Annotated in this window: 20 protein-coding genes; 11 read left to right on the forward strand and 9 right to left on the reverse strand. The window is 31.9% G+C overall.

All coding sequences use genetic code 11. The features are described from left to right. Nucleotides 1-333: 333 nt before the first annotated feature. Entirely contained in the window at nt 334-1,728 is a 1,395-nt protein-coding gene (gene mnmE / locus AC1EUY_RS12680; RefSeq protein WP_480195917.1) for a tRNA uridine-5-carboxymethylaminomethyl(34) synthesis GTPase MnmE, read from the reverse strand. Nucleotides 1,729-1,863: 135 nt separating this feature from the next. Here mnmE and AC1EUY_RS12685 point away from each other — a divergent pair, with 135 nt between their 5' ends. After that, nucleotides 1,864-2,199, forward strand: coding sequence for a DUF4870 domain-containing protein (locus AC1EUY_RS12685; protein ID WP_480195918.1), 336 nt, complete (start codon nt 1,864-1,866; stop codon nt 2,197-2,199). Nucleotides 2,200-2,599: 400 nt separating this feature from the next. On the opposite strand, the gene AC1EUY_RS12690 is transcribed toward AC1EUY_RS12685, so the two are convergent. The 4 genes from AC1EUY_RS12690 to AC1EUY_RS12705 are packed head-to-tail and all read right to left on the reverse strand — an operon-like array spanning nt 2,600 to nt 7,175. Next, nucleotides 2,600-3,034, reverse strand: a complete 435-nt coding sequence (locus AC1EUY_RS12690; RefSeq protein WP_480195919.1) for a DUF4268 domain-containing protein — start codon at nt 3,032-3,034, stop codon at nt 2,600-2,602. Nucleotides 3,035-3,057: 23 nt separating this feature from the next. Next, nucleotides 3,058-3,639: a MiaE family protein gene (locus AC1EUY_RS12695; RefSeq protein WP_480195920.1), complete on the reverse strand. Its 582-nt coding sequence runs from the start codon at nt 3,637-3,639 to the stop codon at nt 3,058-3,060. Between the two features lie 2 nt (nt 3,640-3,641). Next, nucleotides 3,642-5,369, reverse strand: coding sequence for a DNA polymerase III subunit gamma/tau (locus AC1EUY_RS12700; protein ID WP_480195921.1), 1,728 nt, complete (start codon nt 5,367-5,369; stop codon nt 3,642-3,644). Nucleotides 5,370-5,402: 33 nt separating this feature from the next. Further along, on the reverse strand, nt 5,403-7,175 hold the full coding sequence (locus AC1EUY_RS12705) for an AMP-dependent synthetase/ligase (protein ID WP_480195922.1): 1,773 nt from the start codon (nt 7,173-7,175) through the stop codon (nt 5,403-5,405). A gap of 105 nt (nt 7,176-7,280) precedes the next feature. On the opposite strand from AC1EUY_RS12705, the gene pheT reads away from it, so the two are divergent. Together pheT and AC1EUY_RS12715 are read left to right on the forward strand one after the other, a co-directional pair. Further along, entirely contained in the window at nt 7,281-9,710 is a 2,430-nt protein-coding gene (gene pheT / locus AC1EUY_RS12710; protein ID WP_480195923.1) for a phenylalanine--tRNA ligase subunit beta, read from the forward strand. Between the two features lie 57 nt (nt 9,711-9,767). Then, nucleotides 9,768-10,796 carry a quinone-dependent dihydroorotate dehydrogenase gene (locus AC1EUY_RS12715; protein WP_480195924.1) on the forward strand — a complete coding sequence of 343 codons (1,029 nt, stop codon included), beginning with the start codon at nt 9,768-9,770 and terminating at the stop codon, nt 10,794-10,796. On the opposite strand, the gene AC1EUY_RS12720 is transcribed toward AC1EUY_RS12715, so the two are convergent. Next, entirely contained in the window at nt 10,793-11,503 is a 711-nt protein-coding gene (locus AC1EUY_RS12720) for a pentapeptide repeat-containing protein (RefSeq protein ID WP_480195925.1), read from the reverse strand. The genes AC1EUY_RS12715 and AC1EUY_RS12720 overlap by 4 nt on opposite strands. An 823-nt stretch (nt 11,504-12,326) precedes the next feature. Between AC1EUY_RS12720 and AC1EUY_RS12725 the strand changes: the two genes are divergently transcribed. Continuing rightward, the gene (locus AC1EUY_RS12725; RefSeq protein WP_480195926.1) at nt 12,327-13,079 is read left to right on the forward strand and encodes a head GIN domain-containing protein; all 753 of its coding nucleotides are present in this window, start codon (nt 12,327-12,329) and stop codon (nt 13,077-13,079) included. Nucleotides 13,080-13,130: 51 nt separating this feature from the next. Here AC1EUY_RS12725 and purL read toward each other — a convergent pair whose 3' ends face one another. From purL to AC1EUY_RS12740, 3 genes are all read right to left on the reverse strand, one after another. Then, nucleotides 13,131-16,940, reverse strand: a complete 3,810-nt coding sequence (gene purL, locus AC1EUY_RS12730) for a phosphoribosylformylglycinamidine synthase (RefSeq protein WP_480195927.1) — start codon at nt 16,938-16,940, stop codon at nt 13,131-13,133. Nucleotides 16,941-17,295: 355 nt separating this feature from the next. Next, nucleotides 17,296-17,394, reverse strand: coding sequence for a DUF3124 domain-containing protein (locus AC1EUY_RS12735; protein WP_480195946.1), 99 nt, complete (start codon nt 17,392-17,394; stop codon nt 17,296-17,298). A gap of 46 nt (nt 17,395-17,440) precedes the next feature. Beyond that, nucleotides 17,441-17,563, reverse strand: a complete 123-nt coding sequence (locus tag AC1EUY_RS12740) for a hypothetical protein (protein ID WP_480195928.1) — start codon at nt 17,561-17,563, stop codon at nt 17,441-17,443. A 47-nt stretch (nt 17,564-17,610) separates the two neighbouring features. Here AC1EUY_RS12740 and corA point away from each other — a divergent pair, with 47 nt between their 5' ends. From corA to AC1EUY_RS12775, 7 genes are all read left to right on the forward strand, one after another. After that, a complete protein-coding gene (gene corA / locus AC1EUY_RS12745) occupies nt 17,611-18,696 on the forward strand; it encodes a magnesium/cobalt transporter CorA (protein WP_480195929.1) in 1,086 nt (361 codons plus the stop codon). A 256-nt stretch (nt 18,697-18,952) separates the two neighbouring features. Continuing rightward, nucleotides 18,953-19,465, forward strand: coding sequence for a Dps family protein (locus AC1EUY_RS12750; protein ID WP_480195930.1), 513 nt, complete (start codon nt 18,953-18,955; stop codon nt 19,463-19,465). 84 nt (nt 19,466-19,549) lie between these two features. Then, nucleotides 19,550-20,404, forward strand: coding sequence for a mechanosensitive ion channel family protein (locus AC1EUY_RS12755; protein WP_480195931.1), 855 nt, complete (start codon nt 19,550-19,552; stop codon nt 20,402-20,404). Nucleotides 20,405-20,558: 154 nt separating this feature from the next. Beyond that, nucleotides 20,559-21,236, forward strand: coding sequence for a TetR/AcrR family transcriptional regulator (locus AC1EUY_RS12760; RefSeq protein WP_480195932.1), 678 nt, complete (start codon nt 20,559-20,561; stop codon nt 21,234-21,236). Nucleotides 21,237-21,238: 2 nt separating this feature from the next. After that, nucleotides 21,239-22,909: a peptidase domain-containing ABC transporter gene (locus AC1EUY_RS12765; RefSeq protein ID WP_480195933.1), complete on the forward strand. Its 1,671-nt coding sequence runs from the start codon at nt 21,239-21,241 to the stop codon at nt 22,907-22,909. Continuing rightward, nucleotides 22,903-24,255, forward strand: a complete 1,353-nt coding sequence (locus tag AC1EUY_RS12770; RefSeq protein WP_480195934.1) for an HlyD family secretion protein — start codon at nt 22,903-22,905, stop codon at nt 24,253-24,255. The genes AC1EUY_RS12765 and AC1EUY_RS12770 overlap by 7 nt, the downstream gene beginning before the upstream one ends. After that, entirely contained in the window at nt 24,252-25,655 is a 1,404-nt protein-coding gene (locus tag AC1EUY_RS12775) for a TolC family protein (RefSeq protein ID WP_480195935.1), read from the forward strand. Before AC1EUY_RS12770 ends, AC1EUY_RS12775 begins: the two co-directional genes overlap by 4 nt. Nucleotides 25,656-25,662 lie beyond the last annotated feature (7 nt).

Here is a 25,662-nt window from a genome sequence, read left to right on the forward strand (position 1 = left end):
TACTCTGGTAGATTTTCGCTTTTCGAATAACCAAGATTTGCTCAGCAAGTTCAAGCTGTTCACGATTTTTTTCTTTTCAGAAGAGGAATTAGGATTGCTTATTAAAAAAGTTGAAGGTATTCATAATCCCCAAGGTGTTTAGTTTTTTCTTTCTTAAGTGTATTTTTATCATGGCGACACATTATTTTGTGTCTCACCAATATCTAGACACACATGAGACACAATAAAAGTATGAAAATCACATAATAAAGGGAAAGTAAAACTCCAAGATTTATTAACAACAATTTGATTTACAGTTAATTGAATTCAAATGATATCAAATAAAATGATTATCTATTTCCCAATACAAAAATTAGAAAATATATTACCTAAAATATCTTTATCCACATCATATTCTCCAGTAATAGTACCTAAATAGCGTAAGCATTCGCGAATATCTATTGCAAAAAGATCAGAAGGTAAGTTATTTTCAATACCGTCTTGTACCGCCAAAATACTTTCTAGTGCTTTATTAAGTGCTTCAAAATGACGTGAGTTGGTTACAATAGTCTCATTATTACTTAAGGCTCCAGTGGTTACTAATGAGGTTAATTCAGATTTAAGTTCATCAATGCCTATTCCTTTTTTAGCCGATAACGGTAAAAGATTTGAGATTTGAGATTTGAGATTTGAGATTTCGATTTCTGTAAGTTCATCTACCTTATTTGCTATTACTAATAAACGTTTACTTCTGAAGCGATTCTTAACATTCTCTAGTTTATCCATAAATTCTGAGCTTTGAGAATTAAATTTTTTAGAGTCCACTAAGAAAATAATAAGTTGAGCCTTATCAGCTTTCTCGTAAGCCTTTTTTATACCTATAGATTCTACAACATCTAAGGTATCTCTAATTCCGGCAGTATCAATAAATCGAAAGGCAACGCCATCTATAATTACTTCATCTTCAATAGCATCTCGAGTTGTGCCAGCAATATCAGACACAATGGCTTTTTCTTCATTTAACAACGTGTTTAAAAGCGTAGATTTACCAACATTGGGCTCACCAATAATGGCTACTGGAATTCCATTTTTCATTGCATTCCCAAAAGCAAAACTATCGATCAATCGTTTTAATACAGACGTAACCTTAGCTACGAGCTCTTTAAACTGCGTTCTATTAGCAAACTCTACATCTTCACCAGAAAAGTCTAATTCTAACTCTATTAAAGATGCAAAATCTAATAATTGTTGGCGTAGAGCTTTCAATTCATTGGTGAAGCCTCCACGCATTTGTTGTAGGGCTAGTGTATGTGAAGCTTCTGAGTTAGAAGCAATAACATCTGCTACAGCTTCCGCTTGACTTAAATCTATCTTCCCATTTAAAAAAGCACGCATGGTAAATTCACCATTATCTGCCATACGGCAGCCATTTTTTAAAAACAATTGAATAATCTCTTGTTGAATATAAGAAGATCCATGACAATTAATTTCTACTACATCTTCTCCTGTATATGACTGAGGATTCTTAAAAATAGAGACTAATACTTGATCTAATATTTTTCCTTTTTCAATAATATGACCCAAATGTATGGTGTGAGACTTTTGACGTAGTAATGACTTATTTTTTTTTATTGATTTAAATAAGTTATTAGTAATTTGAAGTGCCTCATTTCCTGAAATACGTAAAACAGAGATGGCTCCTACACCAGATGGTGTAGCTAAGGCTATGATGGTATCATTATGAATCATATAAAATTGTAAAGTATGCAAAATTAGTAAACTTACTTCTCAAAAGATGAGAATAGATTAGATTTCCATATAAGTGTAACGAAATAAGGGGTTAAGCGTCTAATAAGTACACATTCATTAATCAAAATTTAGACCATGAAAAAAAATAATCAATTATTAGTTATTACACATCTGAGTCAGTTGTTAGACTTGTTTACGCTCGTTGGCGGATTTTTAGTGCCCTTTATTTTATGGGTGTCTGCTAAAGAATCTGTAGAAGATATGGATGAGCATGGAAGAAGCATCATTAACTTTAGACTGAGCATGATCATATACGCAATTATATGCATACCCCTAATATTATTTTTTGGATTAGGATTGTTAGGATTTTTAATAATAGGGGTATTATATTTTATCTTACCAATTATTAATGCTGTAAAGGCGAGTAATGGAGAACAACCTAATTATCCGTTTTCGATGAATATTATTTAATCATTAAAAATAACTATAAAAACGTCAATTAATTTTGGCGTTTTTTCTTTTTAGAATAATGAAAAAAATCATGATTTTCAATGATTTTAAAATACATAGTTACACTATTGTATAATAAAAAGAACCAATATACATTTGGTGAGTACAATAATTAAAAGAAAGTCACGTTTAGATTGTGGTACTTCTATTATATAAGAAGTCTTAAAAATTAAAGGGGAGAGAGGAGAGAAGTTTGCAGCAATTATAATCGCTAAACATTTATAATACCGTAAGCTTTTCTCCTTACTATTAAAACATACTCGGCACTAGATCGAGCAACAATAAAGGGGAGAAAGGAGCATAGTTTACTCAGATACTACACTTATGAGTTTACTGGCTCCTTTATTTTTCTAGATTACTTTTAAATAGCTCGCTTTATAAAATCTTCATATTCATAGTAGAAAAGTTCAAGTACCAGCATATTCTTATAAAAGAATTCATAACAATTTTTCCATGTATCTTTATTATAGATACTAAATTTTTCTTGGTAAGGAATATAAATTCGTTGAATAATTTTTCCATTGCCTAATTGATAGGAAGCATCAAAAATCACTTCAGGTAGTTCAGCTTCTAATAGTTTTCTTAATGATAAAAACTGATTGTATAGTAATTCATTAGTAATAACATCTGGGTGTTCAAAATCTAAACAAACCATCGCCTTTTTTCGATCTGCCAAAAATTTAAAAGCAAAACCTTTAATCTTAGTATTATATAAGAGCCATTTTCGTGGGAAAGATTTCCCAAAACTTGTCCAAAATTCTTTGCGTAGTTGTGCCGATTGCTTTTTACTAAACAAAATGGTAAATATGGTAGTTGAATTTAGCCGTGTACTTTTGCTTTATTACCTCTATTTTTCATAAACTTTGCTTCATAGGCTAATAATCCTTGCCATTTATCATCAACAATCTTTCTATCTAAGTACTTTCTTGCAAAATTAAGAAAAGTAGTGTAGTGATTTGCCTCAGAGATCATAAGGTCTTTATAAAATTGTGATAATTCTCTATCTTCTAAATTCTCTGAAAATACTTTAAAGCGCTCACAGCTTCTTGCTTCTATAAGTGCAGCCAAAAGCAAACGATGTACAAGTTGCTCATTTCTTGAACCGCCTTTTTGAAAAAAATTACGCAAATGCATAGCGTAATCATTTTTTTGTTCTCTACCCAAAGTCATGCCTCTCGACTTCATAAGCTCGTGTACCATTTTAAAATGCTCCATCTCTTCTAACGCAATATCAGCCATTTCTGTTACTAATTCTGTTTCTTCAGAATAATTGATAATAATTGATACTGCATTCGAGGCGGCTTTTTGTTCAGCAAAAGCATGATCGGTTAATATTTGTTGTAAATTATCTTGAGCAATTTCTGCCCATGATGTTTCAGTCTCGAATTTTAAACCTAACATGATTATAAATCTAAATTAAAAGTATTTCTAAGTTTTGCCAATGCTTTATTTTTTTCTAGCATTTTGGCATATTTTTCTTGAGGAGTATATGCGAATTTTTTAGTTAACTCTTCGTTTACATTTAATTGAAAATCAACGCTGTAGTTGTTTAGTTGATCACGAAGGTGTCTAAGTAAACGTGGTTTTATTTTGTCAAATTCGGCTTTCATCATACCATTAGGAAAGGTAAGTTGAATTTCATTACTATTTATTTTTGGAGTATCAGACTTCATAATTGAAGCAATAATCTTCTCTCCATTTTTAATAAGCTTATCTATATAAGAATCCCAAAGCACAAAAAACTGTTCTTTCGTAAACGATGCTTTTGGTAAATTTTCTGGATTTACTTCTTCTAAACTCGTGGCTTTTATTTCCTCTTTCTTTTTATGTATAGAGTTTAAGGATAATGCCGATGCCTTTCTACGTTCAGTTCTTAAGACAGGTTTTTCTTTATTGTTTGTATTTTTTTCTTCAGTATTAGTATGAATTGTAACATTTTGAGGTGTTATGTTAGCTTCGTTTTGAGTTAGTACTTTCTCATCTTTTAATGAAGAATTAGTATCATCATTCTTAGCTACGCTTAAAAAGTTAACTGAAGGAATTATAAAGTGTTTATGCTTTTTTTTTTCTCCATCAAATGTGATAGAAGCTAACTGCATCAATGCTAATTCTACTAATAAACGTTGGTTTTTACTAGACTTGTATTTTAAATCACAATCATTAGCTAGGTCAATTCCTTTCAATAAAAAACTTAATGGTGCTTTCTCTGCTTGTTCTAAATACTGTTTTTTTGCTTTATCTCCTACTTCTAATAATGCCACAGTTTGCTTATCTTTTGCTACTAAAAGGTCTCTAAAATGAGATGCTAAACCACTAATAAAATGATGCCCATCAAAACCTTTTGATAAAATAGTATTAAAATGAATTAATAATTGTGGAATATCATTATTTAAAATAAGCTGGGTTGCATCAAAATAAGAATCGTAATCTAATACGTTTAAATTTTCTGTAACATCTTGTCGCGTAATAGTATCACCAGAGAAACTAACAACGCGGTCAAAAATTGAAAGTGCATCACGCATAGCTCCATCAGCTTTTTGAGCAATAATGTGCAGAGCATCATCTTCGGCATTAACGTTTTCACGATTCGCAATTTTCTTCAAGTAATTTTTAGCATCAACTACTCTAATTCTTTTAAAATCAAATATCTGACATCTTGAAAGAATTGTAGGAATAATTTTATGTTTTTCGGTAGTCGCCAAAATAAAAATAGCATGCGCTGGGGGTTCTTCTAAGGTTTTTAAAAAGGCATTAAAAGCTGCTTGCGAAAGCATATGTACTTCATCTATAATATAAACCTTATACTTGCCAGTTTGAGGCGGTATGCGAACCTGATCGGTCAAACTTCTAATATCATCAACAGAATTATTAGACGCCGCGTCGAGTTCAAAAATATTAAATGCGAAATCTTCATTTTTATCAACTTCTTTACCGTCTTGGTTGATGTTTTTTGCTAAAATTCTTGCACATGTGGTTTTACCTACCCCTCTAGGGCCTGTAAATAATAAAGCTTGGGCTAAATGGTTGTTCTTTATAGCATTTTCAAGCGTATTCGTAATTGCTTGTTGGCCAACTACATCTTCAAAATTTTGAGGACGATATTTACGAGCCGATACTATAAAATGTTCCATGAAGAGTTAAAAATTAAAAAGCAAAGGTAAAAATTAACTATAGATTTTATCGTAGAGATCTTTATAAATATCTTTAATTACTTTACGTTTCATTTTCATAGTTGGCGTAAGTTCTCCGCCATCTATTGACCAAACATTTGAAGTAAGTTCGAAACGTTTAATCTGTTCCCATTTTCCAAATTTCTTATTGCATTCGTTTACTTCATTTTGAATTCTATCGAGAATTATTTTCGAAGTAATAATCTCTTCATTAGTGTCTCCTATGTTTAGATTTTCTTTACTACACCATTCTCTTATGTATTCAAAATTTGGTTGTATGAGAGCAGCAGGCATTTTTTCACCTTCACCAACCACCATAATTTGTTCGATAAATAATGATTGCTTGAATTGTCCTTCTAATAATGGTGGGATTACGTATTTACCTCCAGAAGTTTTAAACATTTCTTTAATACGTCCGGTAATTTTTAAGAATCCATCTTCAATCTTTCCTTTATCACCCGTATGAAAATATCCGTCTTTTAAAACTTCTGCGGTTTTCTCTGGATCTTTATAATACCCTTGCATTACATTAGGACCTTTTACAAGAATTTCATCATTCTCAGCAATTTTAACTTCAACACCTTCAATAACTCTTCCTACAGTACCTATTCTAAAGCCCTCATTTTGTTGGTCATTCACTGATACTACAGGTGAAGTTTCTGTTAAACCATAGCCTTCCATTATTGGCATACCTGCAGCAGCAAAAACTCGAGTCAATCTTGGTTGCAATGCCGCACTACCCGAAACCATTAATTCTAAATTACCGCCGAGCGCATCTTGCCATTTGCTAAAAATTAATTTTCTAGCTATAGCTAATTGTCTTTCGTACCACCATCCATTTTTGCCATAGGGTTCATATTTTAATCCGAGGTCTATTGCCCAAAAGAATAATTTCTTTTTAATACCAGTAAGGTCATCACCTTTGGCATAAATCTTATCATATATTTTTTCATAAAGCCTAGGCACAGCGGTCATAACATTCGGTTTCACTTCTTGGGCATTTTCACTTAATTTATCAATAGCTTCAGCAAAATAAACCGACACGCCGCAATACTGATACAGGTATAGTATCATGCGTTCAAAAACATGACAAATTGGTAAAAAACTTAATGCTTTTGCTTTACCATATTTAAGAGGTACACGCTTTTCACTACTTAAAACATTAGATACGATATTATTATGAGATAACATAACACCTTTAGGTCTTCCAGTAGTACCCGACGTATAAATTAAAGTTGCAAGGCTGTCAGGTGTTACAGAATTCTTACGGTCTTCAACAACATCTTGGTTACTTTCATCTTGACCTAATTCAAGTACTTCTTTCCAGCTTTTTTCGCCCACTATATCATCAAAAGTAAATACGTCTTTAAGGTTAGTTTTGTCTTTAATTTTATTTAATTTTTCTAAAACTATTTCATCAGATACGAAACAATAGATAGCCCCAGAATGGTTAATAACGTATTCATAATCTTCACTTGAAATCGTAGGATAGATTGGTACATTTTGTGCGCCAACTTGTAAAACCCCTATATCACAAATATTCCATTCTGTTCTGTTCGTTGAAGATATTACAGCAATTTTATCATCTTTTTGCACACCTAATTTTAAAAGACCTCTGCTAATTGCATTGGCTTTTTTAATATATTCTTCAGAAGAAGTAACTTGCCACTTACCATTCTTAGATTTAGTAACTAAGGCCTCCTTCAAATTATATTTTTCTAACTGATGATATGCAAAATCAAAAATGCGTGTAATTTGTATCGACATAGGTTCATAATTATTTAGGAACTTGCAAAGTAAGAAATTTTAATGAATAAAGAAACCCTCTTAAATCTATTCATTATCTTTGCTGACCTAAAAAATCAAACGTCAATGAAAATATCATATAATTGGTTAAAGCAGTTTCTAAGCATTGATTGGGAAGCTGAAAAAACGGGAGAACTGTTAACCGATTTAGGTCTTGAAGTCGAGGGTGTTGAAACAGTAGAATCCATTAAAGGAAGTCTTGCTGGAGTAGTGGTTGGAGAGGTGTTAACTTGTGAGAAACATCCGAATGCAGATAAGCTAAAATTAACTACTGTTGATTTAGGAAATGGTGAACCACTACAGATTGTTTGCGGTGCACCCAATGTAGCAAAAGGACAAAAGGTTCCCGTAGCTACTGTGGGTACTATTTTATACGATAAAGAAGGGAATGATTTTACGATAAAGAAGGGAAAAATAAGAGGTGAAGAAAGTCATGGAATGATCTGTGCAGAAGACGAATTAGGTTTAGGAGAAAGTCATGATGGTATTATGGTACTCGATAAAAATATTGCGCCAGGAACAACAGCTGCTGAGGTCTTTGATATTTCCACAGATCAAGTATTTGAAATCGGGCTTACCCCTAATAGGGCTGATGCTATGAGCCATTTTGGTGTGGCTCGTGATCTACGCGCGGGCTTGCTTCGTCAAGAGATAGATATTGAATTAATCACACCCTCAGTTAGCAATTTTGATGTTGATGAACGTATTATGCGTGTTGATGTCGAAGTAGAAAATCACGAATTAGTACCGAGATACGCCGGAGTTACTATTACAAATATTAAAGTAGAGGAGTCACCAAAATGGATTAAAGATCGCTTACAAGCAATTGGCTTATCACCCATAAATAATGTAGTAGATGTTACCAATTATGTATTGCATGAATTAGGGCAACCTTTGCATGCTTTTGATGCTGCAAAAATTAAAGACAATAAGATTGTAGTAAAAACACTAGTTGATGGCGCTAAGTTCACAACACTAGATGGTGTAGAGCGAACATTAAGTAGCGAAGATATTATGATTTGCGATGGCGAATCAAACCCCATGTGTATTGGTGGCGTTTTTGGCGGTTTAGAATCGGGTGTAACAGCGAATACAACTTCTATATTTTTAGAGAGTGCTTATTTTAATCCAGTTTCAATCAGAAAAACGGCGAAACGTCATGCGTTAAATACAGACGCGTCTTTTCGTTTCGAAAGAGGTATTGATCCGAATATAACAGAATATGCATTAAAACGTGCGGCAATTCTTATTGAAGAAATTGCTGGTGGTAAAATCACTTCTGATATTACCGATATATATCCGAATAAAATAGCAGATAATGAAGTGCATCTTTCCTATAAAAAGACATTTAAGTTGATAGGAGAAGAAATTTCTAGAGATGCCATTAAAGATATTCTGGCTTCATTAGATATAAAAATAAACAATCAAACAGAAACAGCACTAGGTTTAACAATTCCTGCATACAGAGTAGATGTTACACGAGAGGCAGATGTAATTGAAGAGATATTGAGGGTATATGGTTATAATAATATCGCTACTTCCGAAAAATTAAATACTTCCATTTCGTATTCAGATAAATTAAGCACAACAAAATTACAAAACTTAATTTCTGATCAATTAGTGGCTTTAGGTTTTAATGAAATGATGGCAAATTCATTGACGAAACCTGAGTATATTAACTTTTCTGAAAATCTTAAAGAAACTCACAATGTAACGATGCTGAATCCGTTAAGTACAGATTTATCAGTCATGCGCCAATCACTATTATTTAGTGCATTAGAAGCAGTTTCACATAATTTAAATCGTAAATCGAATACTATAAAATTTTTTGAATTCGGAACCACTTATCATAAGTTTGATAATAATTATGCTGAAAAAAAACATTTAAGTTTGACCATTTCTGGAAATAAAACAAAAGATAGCTGGAACTCTAAAACTGAACAATCAGATTTTTTCTATGCAAAAGGAATACTAAATTCACTACTGGAAAGAGTAGGAGTAAACGGAGTGAAAGCTACTCCAGTCACAGACGATATTTTTTCTGAAGGATTGTCCCTGAAGTTGGGTAAAACTACCCTTGTAGATTTTGGTGTTGTTAAACGTTCGATCTTAAAACAATTTGATATAAAGCAAGAAGTGATTTTTGCTGACTTTAATTGGGAAAATCTTATGCAGTGCATTGGTAATAAACAATTAAAAGTTAAAGAGTTACCTAAATTTCCATCTGTAAAGAGAGATTTTGCATTGCTATTAGATACCAAGGTATCATTTAGTGACTTATACAGAACGGCTTTTCAAACGGAAAAACAGTTGTTAAAATCAGTTGACTTATTTGATGTTTACGAAGGAAATAATTTACCTGATGGTAAAAAATCGTATGCATTGAGTTTCCAATTGCAAGATGAACATAAAACATTGAATGATAAAGTTATAGAGAAGGTAATGCAGAAGTTAAGAACCGCCTTTGAGCGCGATTTTGATGCAGAGCTTAGATAATTTAAAAACTCCTTTAACGGAGTTTTTTTAATTTTACATTTTAACCCACTATTGTATATGTATAAGAAAGTTATACGTCCTGTACTTTTTATGTTTGACCCTGAAAAAGTACATCACTTTACATTCTCCTTCATAAAGTTACTATTTAAGCTTCCCTTTATTGCTGGGCTTACGCGGAAATACTATCAAGTGACTCATCAAAAATTAGAACGTAATTTATTCGGATTGACTTTTAAAAATCCTGTAGGATTAGCGGCTGGATTTGATAAAAATGCTGTTCTGTATAATGAACTTGCAAACTTCGGATTTGGTTTTATAGAAATAGGTACGATAACTCCGAAAGGACAAGATGGAAACCCTAAAAAAAGACTCTTTCGATTAAAAGAAGATCAAGCTATTATTAATAGAATGGGTTTTAATAATGAAGGATTGAATACTGCCATAGAGCAACTCAAAAAAAATAAAGGCAAGGTTATCATTGGGGGCAATATTGGTAAGAATAAAATTACTCCTAATGAACAGGCTATCGAAGATTATCTCGTAAATTTTAAAGGCTTGTTTAACTATGTAGATTATTTTGTTGTAAACGTAAGTTCACCAAATACGCCTAATTTAAGAGCATTGCAAGAGAAAGAACCGCTATCAAAGCTTTTGAAGAGGTTACAAGAAGAGAATGTAATTTTATCAAATACTAATGGTAGTAAAAGAAAACCAATCTTATTAAAAATAGCACCTGACCTGACAAATGACCAATTATTAGATATTGTTGATATCGTTACAGAAACAAAGATAGATGGTGTAATCGCTACAAACACTACGATTTCACGAGATAACTTACACTCAAAAAATAAAAATGAAATTGGTGGTTTAAGCGGAAAACCAGTTACGAAAAGAGCTACAGAAGTAATCAGATTTCTTTCAGATCAATCTAATAAATCTTTTCCTATTATTGGCGTAGGTGGCATACACTCAGCTAAAGATGCTTTAGAAAAATTGGAAGCCGGAGCAGATCTTGTTCAGATTTACACCGGCTTTATATATGAAGGTCCGCGCTTAATTAAAAAAATTAATAAAGCACTTCTTTAATTGTTATTTTTTAATAAATACTTAGAGAATTTATCACCATTAACATCGGTATATTTCGTATCGATATCATAGGCAACATTCATGCCTTTTACATCAAAGTCCCCACGTATTTTCGTGTATTTTAAGCTTAAATCACCTCTAAATTTGGCGTTATTAAAACTTACACCTTTGTTAAATTTTGAGTATTTAAATGTAGCGTTTTCATCAAAATTGGTATTAGCGAAATTTGCTTTTTGGCTAAAATCTGCATATTTAAAAGTAGTTTGATCTTCAAATTTAGATCCAGAAAAATCAGCGACACGCTCAAAATCTGAATATTTAAAGTATGCTTTACCTTTAAAAGTGCAATTCACAAAGTTTACATCGTTTTCAAAATTGGCAATAAAGGTATATTTAGAATCTTCATCATGAATATAAGCATATACATGGTCTTCAAAAGTGCAGTTTACAAACGATACTTTACCATCAATTTGTTCTTCTACAGAATTGCTACCACCATTTTTCCACCATTTTTTTCTTTTTGGTAAATCGGGTAATTTTTCATCCATATAGGTCATATCTAATGAGCCAATTATAGTTATATTTTCATAAGATACATCTTTACCATTCTTGATATCATTTAAAATATCTTTAGCATTGACGGTTTTTTGAGCAATTAAAGATGTAAAAGCTAAGAGTAATACAAAAGAGAAGTAACATTTTTTCATGGTCTAAATTTTAGAAAGTCTATAGTATAGACTCATGCTTTTTAGAATTGTTACAGTTCGTTAGGTTTTGCAAAAAAATAAAGGAGTGAATTCTCAGTAGTATGTATTGAGTAATTCGCTCCTTTCTCCCCTTATTGTAATTTCCTTTTACAGAATGTTATTTTGTTTAAATGAAGGAGAAAAGTTTATCATTTAGTACTGTGTAGTGAACTAAAGTTTAGTTAGTGATCAAACTTTTCTCCTTTCTCCCCTTTATTGTTGCGCCTAGAAAGCGTATATGGTTAAGTTCTAAAATAAAGGAGAAAAATCTTTTGTAGTTGAATTTTTAGCTATAAAAAGATTACTGATTTCTCTCCTTTCTCCCCTTGTTGTTAACTCTTGTTTAATTGTAAGAGTATTATTTTAATGAACTTTATTACTTCGTTTGTCTGATACAAATGTATAATGAGATGAGACATCTCACAATAGAGCATTTAGGGATTTTTAAAACTCATGGAAAACCATGAGTTTTTATTTTATTTATAAAAAACTGATTTTCAATGTATTATATAGATAAAAAGATTAATAGAGTTAGAATTGATGAAAATGATTGTTAAATTTTAACATAAAAAATTTTCATATTTTTTTAACAATCATAATTAATAAAGGAAAATAGGGAAGCGGTTTTGTTAAATATTTATGATGAATTGAGAGTTTATAATACATTTTTACAAGTAAAAAGTATCTTTAGGGGATTCAATAAACAAAATAAACTGTAACAACGCTAAAAGATGAGAGTCTTTGAGCTATAAAACTATAATTTCAAACGATAATCAGTTGTACTATGAAACATTATTTAAAATTGTCAATGTTATTTGTAATCACATTATTAGTTCAAATAACAGTAGCACAAGAGAAAACGATTTCACTAAATAAAGATTTTGATAAGGTCATTATTAGCCCTCACATAGAAGTAGAGTTTGTTAAAGGAAATGCAACTATGATTGAAATTCAAAATATAACAGTTCCCAATGAAAAACTACAATATGAAATTGTAAATGGCACACTTCAAGTCTATTTAGAGGGAGCTAAGACTGTAACAAAGCATAAAAAATATAAAAATAATGGTTGGAAACAAAAGGTGTCCATTTATAAAAATACTGTAGCCAAGGTTAGACTGACCTATACGAATGTCGATACATTTTCTTTACGTGGTGAAGAGAAAATTACATTTGAAAGTCCATTAGATCAAGATAAATGTATATTACGTATTTACGGAGAATCTGAAGTATTAATTAAAGAAGCAAAATTAAATGAATTACGTGTTGCCATCTATGGTGAAAGTCATTTAGTAATAGACTCAGGAGAAATTAATAAACAACGTATTACAGCCTACGGATCAAGTAAAATGCGTTCGCTCAATGCAACAAGTAAAGAAGCAAAAATTACTTCTTATGGTGAAGGTACTTATCAATTTAATGTATCAGACAGATTAAAGGTAACCTCTTATGGGGAAGCCAATATCTTATATAAAGGCAATCCACAAATTAAAAAAGGAATCGTTATTGGCGATTCTACAATACGCAGTATTAACTGAGAAAATCATGTGTAAATAAAAAATAGTCTTTGAATTTTCAAAGGCTATTTTTTATTTACGTTCTTTAATCCATTTTCTAGCATTTACAAAAGCTTCTAGCCATGGTGATACTTCATCTTTTCTGTCTTCAGGATAATGAGCCCAATTCCATTGAAATGTGGAACGCTCTATGTGCGGCATGGTCACTAGATGACGACCCGATGTATCGCACAACATGGCTGCATTATAATCTGATCCATTAGGATTATGCGGATATTCTGCATAGGTATATTTGGCACAGATATGATAGTTTTCTTCACTTAGCGGAAGGCTATATTTTCCCTCACCATGGGAGATCCAAACACCTAAGGTACTTCCAGCTAAAGAGGATAACATCACTGAATTATTTTCTTGTATTTTTACCGAAGTAAAAGCACTTTCATGTTTTTTAGAGTCGTTATACGTAAGTTTTCCATGTACTTCATGTTCAGGATTTATTAATTCTAATTCCATCCACAGTTGTGCTCCATTACAAATACCCACTGAGAGCGTATCTTCACGTTCAAAGAATTTTTTTAAGGTGGTATTTGCTTTTTCGTTGTACAAAAATGCACCTGCCCATCCTTTAGCAGAACCTAATACATCAGAATTTGAGAATCCGCCAACGGCACCTATAAATTGAATATCTTCTAAGGTTTCACGACCAGAAATTAAATCGGTCATATGCACATCTTTCACATCAAACCCAGCTAAATACATGGCATTTGCCATTTCACGTTCAGAATTTGAACCTTTTTCACGGATGATGGCTGCTTTAGGACGCCTACCGTCATTATGAGGAGCTTGCGACGTGGTAATCTCATAGTTTTGAACAGATTGCTTCGTTTCACTCGCAATGACATCTGCTAACTTCCCAGTAAAATGTTTAGGAAACTTATAGGTTAATGGCTGGTTTTTATAATTATCAAACCGGTCTTTGGCTAAACCGTTTGCCGTTTGTTTTTGGTCGAGTAGGAAAGAAGTTTTGTACCAAGTATCTCTTAATTCAGCAATAGAAAGTGCAAACACATCTGAACCGTTCTTAATATTTAAGCGGTCAGATTCGGTTACAGAACCAATGTTAAAGAATTCGATATTGTTCTTTTCAAATACAGCTTCAACGCTATCGTCAACTGCTTGGAATACAATTCCTGAGTTCTCTGCAAACAATAGTTTTATACTATCTTTTTCATCTATTTGAGATAGATTAATATTTGCTCCAATATTTACATCGGCAAAACATAATTCTAATAGGGTAGTAATCAATCCTCCAGAAGCTACATCATGACCTGCAACAATCTTATCTTCCTTAATTAAATTTTGAATTACATTGAAGGCAGATTTAAAGAAGTCGTTATTGGTAATAGTAGGAGTGGTGTTTCCAATTTTATTTACAACTTGTGCAAAAGAACTACCTCCTAATTTATGCCTATCCTGTGATAAGTTGATGTAGTAAATGCTTCCTTTATTTGGTTTTAAAACGGGCTCTACAACTTTAGTTATATCATTACAATTTGCTGCAGCTGAGATCACTACCGTACCAGGAGAAATAACTTCCTCATTAGGGTACTTTTGTTTCATTGACAAGGAATCTTTCCCAGTTGGAACGTTGATTCCTAAATCAATTGCAAAGTCAGAAATAGCTTTTACAGCTTTATATAAACGCGCATCTTCCCCTTTATTTTTACAAGGCCACATCCAGTTAGCTGATAAGGATACTGATTGTAAACCGTCTTTTAAAGGAGCCCAAACAATGTTTGACAACGCTTCAGTGATAGAGTTTTTACTTCCTGCTTCTGGAGCAATCAATCCAGAAATCGGTGAGTGTCCTATAGAAGTAGCAACTCCTTCTTTTCCTTTATAATCTAATGCCATAACTCCTACATTGTTTAATGGAATTTGTAAAGAACCAACACATTGTTGTTTCGCAACTTTACCACCAACACAACGATCAACTTTATTTGTTAACCAATCTTTGCAGGCAACAGCTTCTAATTGTAAAACTTGCTCTAAATATTGCGTAAAGTTTTCTTTTGAATACTCAACATTAGCATATTTACGATCAACTGTATTATCAGTCATAATCGTTTTAGGAGAACTCCCAAACATATCTTCTAAAGCTAAATCCATGGGTTTGTTTCCATTGGTTTTAGATTCAAAAGTAAATCGATGATCACCAGTAACATCACCTACGGTGTACATTGGTGAACGCTCACGTTCTGCAATTCTCTTTAAAATGTCAATATGTTTTTCGGCAATTACTAACCCCATTCGCTCTTGAGATTCGTTACCAATAATCTCTTTATCTGATAAGGTAGGATCACCAACAGGTAGTTTGTCTAAATCGATGTTTCCACCAGTCTCTTCCACTAATTCAGACAAACAGTTTAAATGTCCACCTGCACCATGATCGTGAATAGAAACAATAAAGTTATCTTCACTCTCTACCATTCCTCGTACTGCGTTTGCAGCACGTTTTTGCATTTCAGGATTAGAACGTTGTACTGCGTTCAATTCGATTCCTGTTGAAAATTCGCCTGTATCTGCTGATGAGACGGCGGCTCCACCCATACCAATTCTGTAATTCTCACCGCCGAGAATTACAATTTTATCTCCTGCCTCGGGTGTGTCTTTTAAGGCTTGCTCTTTTTTACCATACCCAATACCACCTGCTTGCATGATGACTTTATCAAAACCAAGTTTTCTAGGTTTTTCGTCATTACGAGGAGTTTGCGACGAAGTAATCTCTTTATTTTCTTGAGATTGCTGCATTTCATTCGCAATAACGTCTGTTGCTTCGTCATGTTCAAAAGTTAAAACTGAACCGCAGATTAAGGGTTGACCGAATTTATTGCCGAAATCAGAGGCACCATTCGAAGCTTTGATTAAGATATCCATTGGAGTTTGGTATAGCCATTTACGTTCGTTCATTCCTTTTTCCCAAGGGCGATTTTCTTCTAAACGAGCGTACGATGTCATATAAACAGCTGTACCTGCTAATGGTAACGATCCTTTTCCTCCAGCTAATCTATCGCGAATTTCTCCTCCAGACCCTGTTGCAGCTCCATTAAAAGGCTCTACTGTTGTAGGAAAATTATGAGTTTCTGCTTTTAAAGAAATAATAGATTCAAATTCTTTTGTTTCGTAAAAGTCTGGTTTGTCTGCACTTTTAGGAGCAAATTGTTCTACTTTTGGTCCTTGTATAAAAGCTACATTGTCTTTGTATGCAGAAACAATATCATTTGGATTTTGCCTTGAAGTTTCTTTGATTAATTTAAAAAGAGAGGTAGGCATTTCTTCTCCATCAATAATAAAAGTTCCATTAAATATTTTATGACGGCAGTGTTCAGAATTTACCTGAGAGAATCCAAATACTTCAGAGTCTGTAAGTTTTCTGCCAATTTTAGTAGCTACTTCTTCCAAATAGTTGATTTCTTCACTGCTTAAAGCCAGCCCTTCTTGCTCGTTATAAGTAGCAATATTATCAATTTCTAAAATAGGTTCAGGTTGAATATCAATCGTAAATACCTCTTGATTTAAACCGTTGAATTTTTGAGAAATCATTGGGTCAAAATCAGAAAAATCATCATCTACTGCTTCAAATTCTTCAATTCTGATAATATTAGAAATACCCATATTTTGTGTAATTTCTACAGCATTAGTACTCCAAGGAGTGATCATTGCTGCTCTTGGGCCAACAAAAAAGGCGTCAAGAGACGCCGCGTTTATTTTAGGTTGGTTGCCAAATAACCATATTAATTTTTTTTCTGTTTCGATTGATAATTCTGAAGTGGTTTGAACAGCAAAAATCTTGCTGTTAACATCCCCAAAAAAGTGGATCATTGAGTTACGTATTTTAAAAGACAAAAATACATTTTTTCATCTTTTTCTTCTGGTTGATTTATGAGCTTTTATTAACCAATTTTAATTTTATTAGAAATTAATAAAGTATTTGTTTGTCCGTTTTTATATCATCAACATATTTTAAAGCATCATTCCGAATTTATTTAGGAATCTCATCATTAAATAAATCAAGTATTTACAATGAGAATCTGAAACAAGTTCAAGTTGGCGAACACCTTTTATGATTCATCTTCTTTATCAATCATATAATCTATTGTTTGAAAGGTCTTAAAAAATAGGGTTTTGAAGATAACTACGTACTTTAGCACCTACAGAGTTATAATAACCAGCATAATTAACAAATAATATCGGTACTGCTAGTATTATGAATACTTAATGTTACTGTAAGCTGTATCCTTGTGTCTCTAGTGTTATTATAAATATCAGAGTAAATAGGAGTTTACGTTTTCTTTTCTGTTGAATAAATAAAATTTCTTGAATCAAATCAAACCAAAGAATTTTTCATTTTTAAAAAGATAATTAGTTTCTTCATTAGGCTCTTTCTCAACATAACCAATGGTTAGTAAAAATAGAATAAGATATAATTGTATATTTAATCGCATACTCAAGATGTTAGATTTAAGTAAAAACCTCTCTAATTCGTCATAGAATGAAAAAAAATAATTATCGACCTGAGAAAAAAAGAAAGCGTATTTCTAAAAGTGTAGGTAAAGCACCAGGAGCAGTTGTCTATGTTGGAGACAAAGAGAGAAAACCAACCAAATTAGAAGTATATGATTTTAACAAAGATTACTTCAACTCAATAAATACAGATATTATAGATAATGTGTTTAAATTTAAAGGAAATGATAAGATAACATGGATAAATATTGATGGACTCAGTCATACTGAAGAGATTATAAAGTTGGGAGAATATTTTAAACTACATCCTCTTATACTTGAAGATATTGTAGATACCGAGCAACGTCCTAAAATAGACGAATATGAGAATTATCTATTTATGGTAATGAAAATGCTATATATTAATAAGAATAGAGAATTTACGATTGAGCACGTGTCTATCGTACTAGGTAAAGATTATGTGCTCACATTTCAAGAATCTGAAGATGATGTTTTTGATACTGTAAGAGAACGGCTAAAAAATTTACATACAAGAATAAGAAGTTCTAATGCAGATTATTTAGCTTTTGCCTTAATGGATGCTATTATTGATAATTATTTTGTTGTACTAGAAGCAATTGGTGATAGGATAGAAGCCATGGAAGATGAATTGTTTTTAGACTCACCAGATGAAACAATCACAAAAGATATACAAATTTTAAAGCATGATATTTTAAAAATTAGAAGAAATATTTTTCCTTCAAGAGAGATTATAGCTAGAGTTGTAAAATCAGAGACTTTATTAATAGAGGATAGAACCAAAGATTACTTTAGAGATTTGCAGGATCATATAGTGCATGTAAGTGAAAATATTGATGTCTATAGGGAGATGATTTGGGGTTTGATGGATATGTATATGACTACTATGAGTAATAAAATGAATACAATAATGAAGGTGTTAACAATTATAGCCACGATCTTTATACCTCTTACATTTATTGTAGGTGTATATGGCATGAATTTCGAGAATATGCCCGAACTCAATTATAAATATGGCTACCATATTGTATGGGGATTTATGTTTTTTGTCTTTTTCTCGCTTATTCTTTTTTTTAAGCGTAAAAAATGGCTATAACTTAGATATATTTGAATTTAAATGTTAAAAAGTGTTAAAAATTTGATTTTTTGATATAAAAATGTATATTAAAGGTATGTTATTTATACAAAAATATTTACTCTCTAAAGTTATCTAGACCATAATTAAGGTCTATAATTACGGTGCCGATTTTTTAAAAAAATCATTCAACTTACTTTCAAGAATTACATAAACATCATTTATATAATACATGATTTGTGTTATATCTAATTTATTAATACTTAAATACAATCATATGAAAACATTAGAAAAAAATAAGAAATCAATACAAAAAAAACCTTTTAGAAAATTAGGATTTACCTACTTAGAAACAGCAGAAATTGTTGTCGGTTTAAATGCACTGTTGGCTAACTACTATGTGCATTATTTTAAATTAAGAAACTTTCACTGGAATGTAGAGGGGCAAGAGTTTTTTGAACTTCATGAAGAATTTGAAAACGATTATAATACTGTAAAAAAGAATATAGATATTATTGCAGAACGCATCAGGGTATTTGGGTTAAAACCAAGTATGACAATTAAAGAGATGCTAGAATTGTCAGAAATTAAAGAAGTAAGATCAGATAAAATGTCACCTATAGCTATGGTAAGTGAACTATTAAAAGATTATGATATTCTACATAATAAAATGTTAGATGTCATTAATGCTTCATTAGATATCGGAGATAATGTAACAGAACAGATTATTACAGACTTCATGAGAGATATAGAAAAAAGAAACTGGATGTACACTTCATGGTGCAAATAGTTTTATAATCACATACAATACGTTTAACTTGTGCTAAGTTGTGTATTAGATTAAAAGAAAATAAAAATTTAAAAGTATTTTAATATGGAAAAGCAATTAGAGTCTTCTTGGTCGAATCTGGTAGATAAATTATCAGGCTGGTTAAATTCATTAATAGTTAATCTGCCTAATTTTTTGTTAGCGCTAGTTGTTTTTTCTTTAACATATTGGCTTTCAAGAAATCTACAAACTTGGGTAAATAAGTATTTGAAAAAGATTATCAAGCAACCTTCAATTAGAGGGTTGCTGGCTCATATTGCGTCTATAGTATTGATTGTGTTAGGGTTTATTCTAGCACTTTCGATTTTAAACCTTGATGGTACAATAAAGTCTTTACTTGCTGGCGCAGGTATTGCTGGTCTTGCCATAAGCTTGGCATTGCAGGGTACACTTTCTAATACTTTTTCTGGTGTTTTTATTGCAATTAAAGATGAATTGAATATAGGTGACTGGATAGAGACGAATGATTTTTCAGGTAAAATCGTTGAGATAGATCTTCGTAATACAAAAATAAAAGAAGCTGATAATAATATTGTAGTAATTCCAAATAAACTAATTCTTGAAAACCCCTTTAAAAACTATGGTTTAACCAAGAGAATCCGTACTACAATCACATGTGGCGTAGATTATACTTCAGATCTACAATTAGTAAAAAAAATTGCAACAGAAGCTATTTTAGAAGTTTTTCCGCCAAGTAATGATGAGCAAATTGAATTTTATTATACCGATTTTGGTGAAAGTTCAATTGATTTTTTGCTACGATTTTGGGTAGATGCTCAAGAAAATTTAACGGCACTAGAAGTAAAAAGCGAAGCTATCATTAAAATAAAACAAGTTTTTGATGATAATAATATTAACATTCCTTTCCCTATAAGATCAATTATTCAAGGAAATTCATAAATCAATAACTCCTAGATTTTATTTTTACTCGATAGAATTATATCTGTTGACAATGTGTTTAAAATTATGACTATTAATTTTTAACATTAATTTAATAGTTATACACTCTTAATTAATAGTAATACTATTATATTTGCGACCTAACATATTAAATATGGATGCGCTTTTATCAAATTTAAAAATAGCTATTACTGATAAAATTTACGTAAAAGATCCTGAATCTTCAAATTTAGGCAGACGTATTGTAGAGCAAAGCATACTTTTAATTGATGAAATTGGTTTCGAAGCGTTTACCTTCAAAAAATTAGGAAAGCGTATTAAATCGAATGAAAGTTCCATCTACAGATATTTTGAAAGCAAACACAACCTTTTATTATACCTTTCTTCTTGGTATTGGTCTTGGCTTGAATATCAATTAGTATTAGAAACCCATAATGTGACTAATACTACCCATAAGTTAAAAAAGGCAATAGAAATTCTAACGAGAACTGTTAAAGAAGATACTAAGATTACTCATGTTAATGAAGTGGTACTTAATCGTATTATCATTAATGAAAATTCAAAATCCTTCCTTACAAAAACAGTAGATAAAGAAAATAAAGATGGATTTTTTGAAGTATATAAAAGAATTGTTATTCGGTTAAGTGAAATCATAAATTCAGTAAATAATGATTACCCTTATCCTTCTTCTTTAGCTAGTACTATTGTAGAAGGAGGTCTGCATCAACATTTTTTAAAAGATCACTTCAAATTAATTACTAACTGTAATAAAAAAATAACACCAACAGTATTTTTTACTCATTTAACTTTCAATACATTAAATTGTAGCTAAACATGAAACAACCAACATTAACACCTTGGCAACGATTTATCGGATTGCTAGAGTTAGAGCGCAAAGATATCATGCAGATATTCTACTACGCCATTTTTTCTGGGTTTGTAGCATTATCATTACCATTAGGAATACAAGCGATTATCAATTTAATACAAGGAGCTCAAATTTCTACCTCTTGGATCGTTCTAGTAATATTAGTAACACTTGGGGTTTTATTTTCTGGAGCTTTACAATTAATGCAGTTGCGTATAATTGAAACTATTCAACAACGAATTTTTGTACGATCTTCTTTTGAATTAAGCTATCGCTTTCCTAAAATAAAGATGCAGGAACTTCAGAATTATTATCCTCCTGAATTAGCAAATCGTTTTTTTGATACACTTACTATTCAAAAAGGGCTATCTAAAATCTTAATTGATATACCGACAGCATTATTACAAATTGTTTTTTCGCTCATTCTATTATCATTTTATCATCCTTTTTTTATCATCTTCGGTATTTTGCTTTTACTATTGGTGTATGTAGTATTCAAGTTTACTGCTAAACGTGGTTTAGAAACAAGTTTACTCGAGTCAAAAAATAAGTATAAAGTAGCGCATTGGATTCAAGAGATAGCACGAGCCGTCGTAAGCTTTAAATTATCTGGTAAAACTAGTTTAGCATTGCAAAAAAATGATGCTTTAGTAACTGAGTACTTGAATGCTAGAGAAAGTCACTTTAAGATTTTGATCATACAGTTTATGCAAATGATAGGCTTTAAGGTGTTGGTTACTGCTGGTCTATTATTAATTGGAGGTGCTTTGGTGCTGAATCAAGAAATGAATATTGGTCAATTTGTAGCAGCCGAGATCATTATTTTATTAGTAATTGCATCTGTTGAAAAACTAATCTTAGGTTTAGAGTCTTTTTACGATGTGATTACTTCTATTGAAAAAATAGGACAAGTTGTTGACAAAAAGATGGAGTTGCAAGAAGGTGAGCAACCAAATTTAGCTAACGACTTATTGATAGAATTTGATCAGGTATCGTATGAAGTATCAAACCGAGAAAAACCGATTCTAAAAGATATTTCTTTCAATATAAAGCCAAAGAGTCGTTTACTTATACAAGGGGAAAGCGGATCGGGTAAATCGAGTCTATTACGCGTGCTAGCTGGCGTTATTCAAGCGACTAGTGGCTCAGTAACAGTTAATAATTATGCCATCGAAAGTTTATATTTAAATTATTATCGTGCGCAACTAGGTTTGTCACTTTCTGAGGAAAGCCCCTTTGAAGGTACCATACGTGATAATATCACTTTTGGGGATAATAACATTTTTGATGATGATATTCTATGGGCTTTTAAAATAGTTGGCTTATTAGATTTTCTAAAACAACAACCTGAAGGATTACAAACAATGTTATATCCAGAGGGAAAACAAATGTCATATACAATTGCAAAGAAGATAGTATTGGCAAGAGCAATTGTTAAAAAACCAAAGATTTTAATACTCGAAGATGCATTAGATCAATTTAACATAAAAGAAACTAATGATATTATAGATTTTCTAATTTCTTCAGAAAATCCATGGGCTTTGGTTGTTGTGAGTAGTAACAAGCACTGGCAAAAGTACTGTAATGATATAATTACGCTTGAAGCAGGACAAATTATAGACTATAAAAAATGTTAAATATTTCACATAATAAATTAAATAGAAAGGTTTCGCTTTCTGAGTATCAATCAGGCAAGAAAGTTTTTAAAAATGGTTATCACAAACGATTTAATCAATTTTTGTTTGTATTTGCAATTATTGGTTTTATAGTACTTTTCTTACCATGGACTCAAAATATCATCAGTAATGGGCAAGTCACAACTTTAACACCAGATCAGCGTCCGCAAACCATTCAATCGCAAATTCCCGGAAGAATAGAAGCATGGTATGTGCGTGAAGGAGATTTTGTAAAAAAAGGAGATACAATCCTTAGAATTTCTGAGATTAAAAGCGATTATTTTGACGATAAGCTAGTCGAACGTACGAATGATCAGATACAAGCAAAGTCTTCCTCCGCTTCAGCGTATCAAGAAAAAGTACAGGCATTGCAGCGACAAATTTTGGCATTACAAAATGAGCAAAAATTGAAATTAGCTCAAACTAAGAATAAACTCATACAGTCAAAATTAAAAGTACAAAGCGATAGTATTGATCTAGAGGCAGCTAAAACAAATATTAATATAGCACAACGACGTTATGATCGAGTTCTGGCATTGCAGGTAGAAGGCTTAAAAGCGGTGAAAGATGTAGAAGAGAAAAAACTGAAATTACAAGAAACTCAGGCAAAATTAATTTCTCAACAGAATACGTATATGGCTAGCAAAAATAATGTAATTAATGCGCAGATTGAACTTTCACGAGTGTCAACAACTTATGCCGATAAAATTTCAAAAGCACAAAGTGATATGTTCACAGCACAGTCAGGCAAATATAATACGCAAGCAGAAGTAACTAAATTAGAGAATAGTTATGCCAACTATAAACGTAGAAATGAGTTACTATACATTACAGCGCCTCAAGATGGATATGTAAATAAAGCGATTAAGGCGGGTATAGGTGAAACGTTTAAAGAAGGAGAGCAGTTGGTAGGAGTAATGCCTGCCAATTATGAATTAGCTGTAGAAACTTTTGTTAAGCCTATTGATCTTCCGCTTGTACATATTGGTGAAACGGTACGTGTGCAATTTGATGGATGGCCTGCTGTTGTTTTTAGCGGATGGCCTAATGTATCATATGGTACTTATGGAGCCAAAATAGTGGCTATAGAAAATTTTATAAGCGACAATGGTAAATATCGAATATTATTGGCGCCCGATAGTGAAGACCATAAATGGCCAGATGCAGTTCGTGTGGGTTCTGGGGCCAGAACAATTGCTTTATTAGATGATGTACCTATTTGGTTTGAATTATGGAGGCAGCTAAACGGATTTCCTCCTAATTATTATCAACCAGTCAACACTGATAAAAAAGTTGCTAAGAAATGAGAAGGAGAATCTTAATTTTTACACTTGTTTTTTGTTTCGGATATATAGGCTTTACACAAGAGAATGTGAAGGATGAAGTATTAACATTTCAAGAGTATCTAGGGTATGTAAAACAGTATCATCCATTCGTAAAGCAAGCAAATTTGTTACTCGACGAAGGGCAGGCTAAATTGATGAAAGCCCGTGGTGCTTTTGATCCGAAATTAGAAGTAGATTATGATCGTAAGAAATTTAAGAATACCGAGTATTATGATAAACTAAATGCCACCTTTAAAATCCCAACTTGGTTTGGTATTGAATTGAAAGGGAATTTTGAGGAAAACTCTGGTGTATTTTTAAATCCTGAAGGGAATGTGCCCGAAGACGGACTTTACAATGTAGGTGTTTCTATACCATTAGCAAGAGGTTTTTTAACCAATAGACGCATGGCTTCATTACGTCAGGCTAGATTGTATAGGCAACAAGTACAAGAAGAGCGTCAATTAGTAGTCAATACCATTTTGTATAAAGCGAGTATAGCTTATTTTAATTGGTTAAGGGCGTATAAAAATAAGCAGGTTTATCAGAACTTTCTAAAAAATGCAGCTATTCGATTTGAAGGTATAAAAAAGAATTTTGAATTAGGTGAAAATCCTGCAATAGATACCTTAGAAGCAGGTATTATTTTAAATAATAGAAAACTTGCGTTAGAGAGAGCTCGTATTGTCTTTGTAAAATCATCGTTAGAAGTTTCTAACTATTTATGGTTAGCCAATAGTGTACCCGTAGAGTTGCAAGAAAATATAAGACCAGATACTCGAACAAATGCTTTAGTTGATGCTATACTAAATACATCGCCTTTAGCAATAGAAAATGTTACTATTGAAAATCACCCTAAGTTAAGAGCGCTCGATTTGAAATACAGAAGTCAAAAAATTGAAAGGCGCTTGCGGTTAAATAATTTATTGCCGCAAATTGATTTAGAGTATAATTTTTTATCGGAAACACCAGATGTTGCCAATTCTTTTAATACCGTTAATTATAAATCGGGAGTTCGCATAAACGTTCCTTTATTTCTAAGAAAAGAACGGGGTGATTTAAAATTAGCGAAGCTAAAATTAAATGATACTCAATTTGAGATAGCAAGTACTCAGGTAAGTTTGAAAAATAAGTTTAATGCACTTTCTAATGAGATGGATTCTTATCAAACCCAAAACGAGTTGACGAGTACGATTGTTCAAGATTATTCAAAATTACTATCAGCCGAAGAACGTAAATTTAATTTGGGAGAGAGTTCTTTGTTTTTGATTAATTCTCGTGAATCTAAATTAATTGAGGCAGAATTAAAAGCTATCGATATTGAAAATAAATTTTTAAAGGTAAAAGCTACAATGTTTCAATTGGTGAATAATAATATTTAAAGATAAT

The organism is Maritimimonas sp. 2210JD6-3 (genome assembly GCF_056591795.1).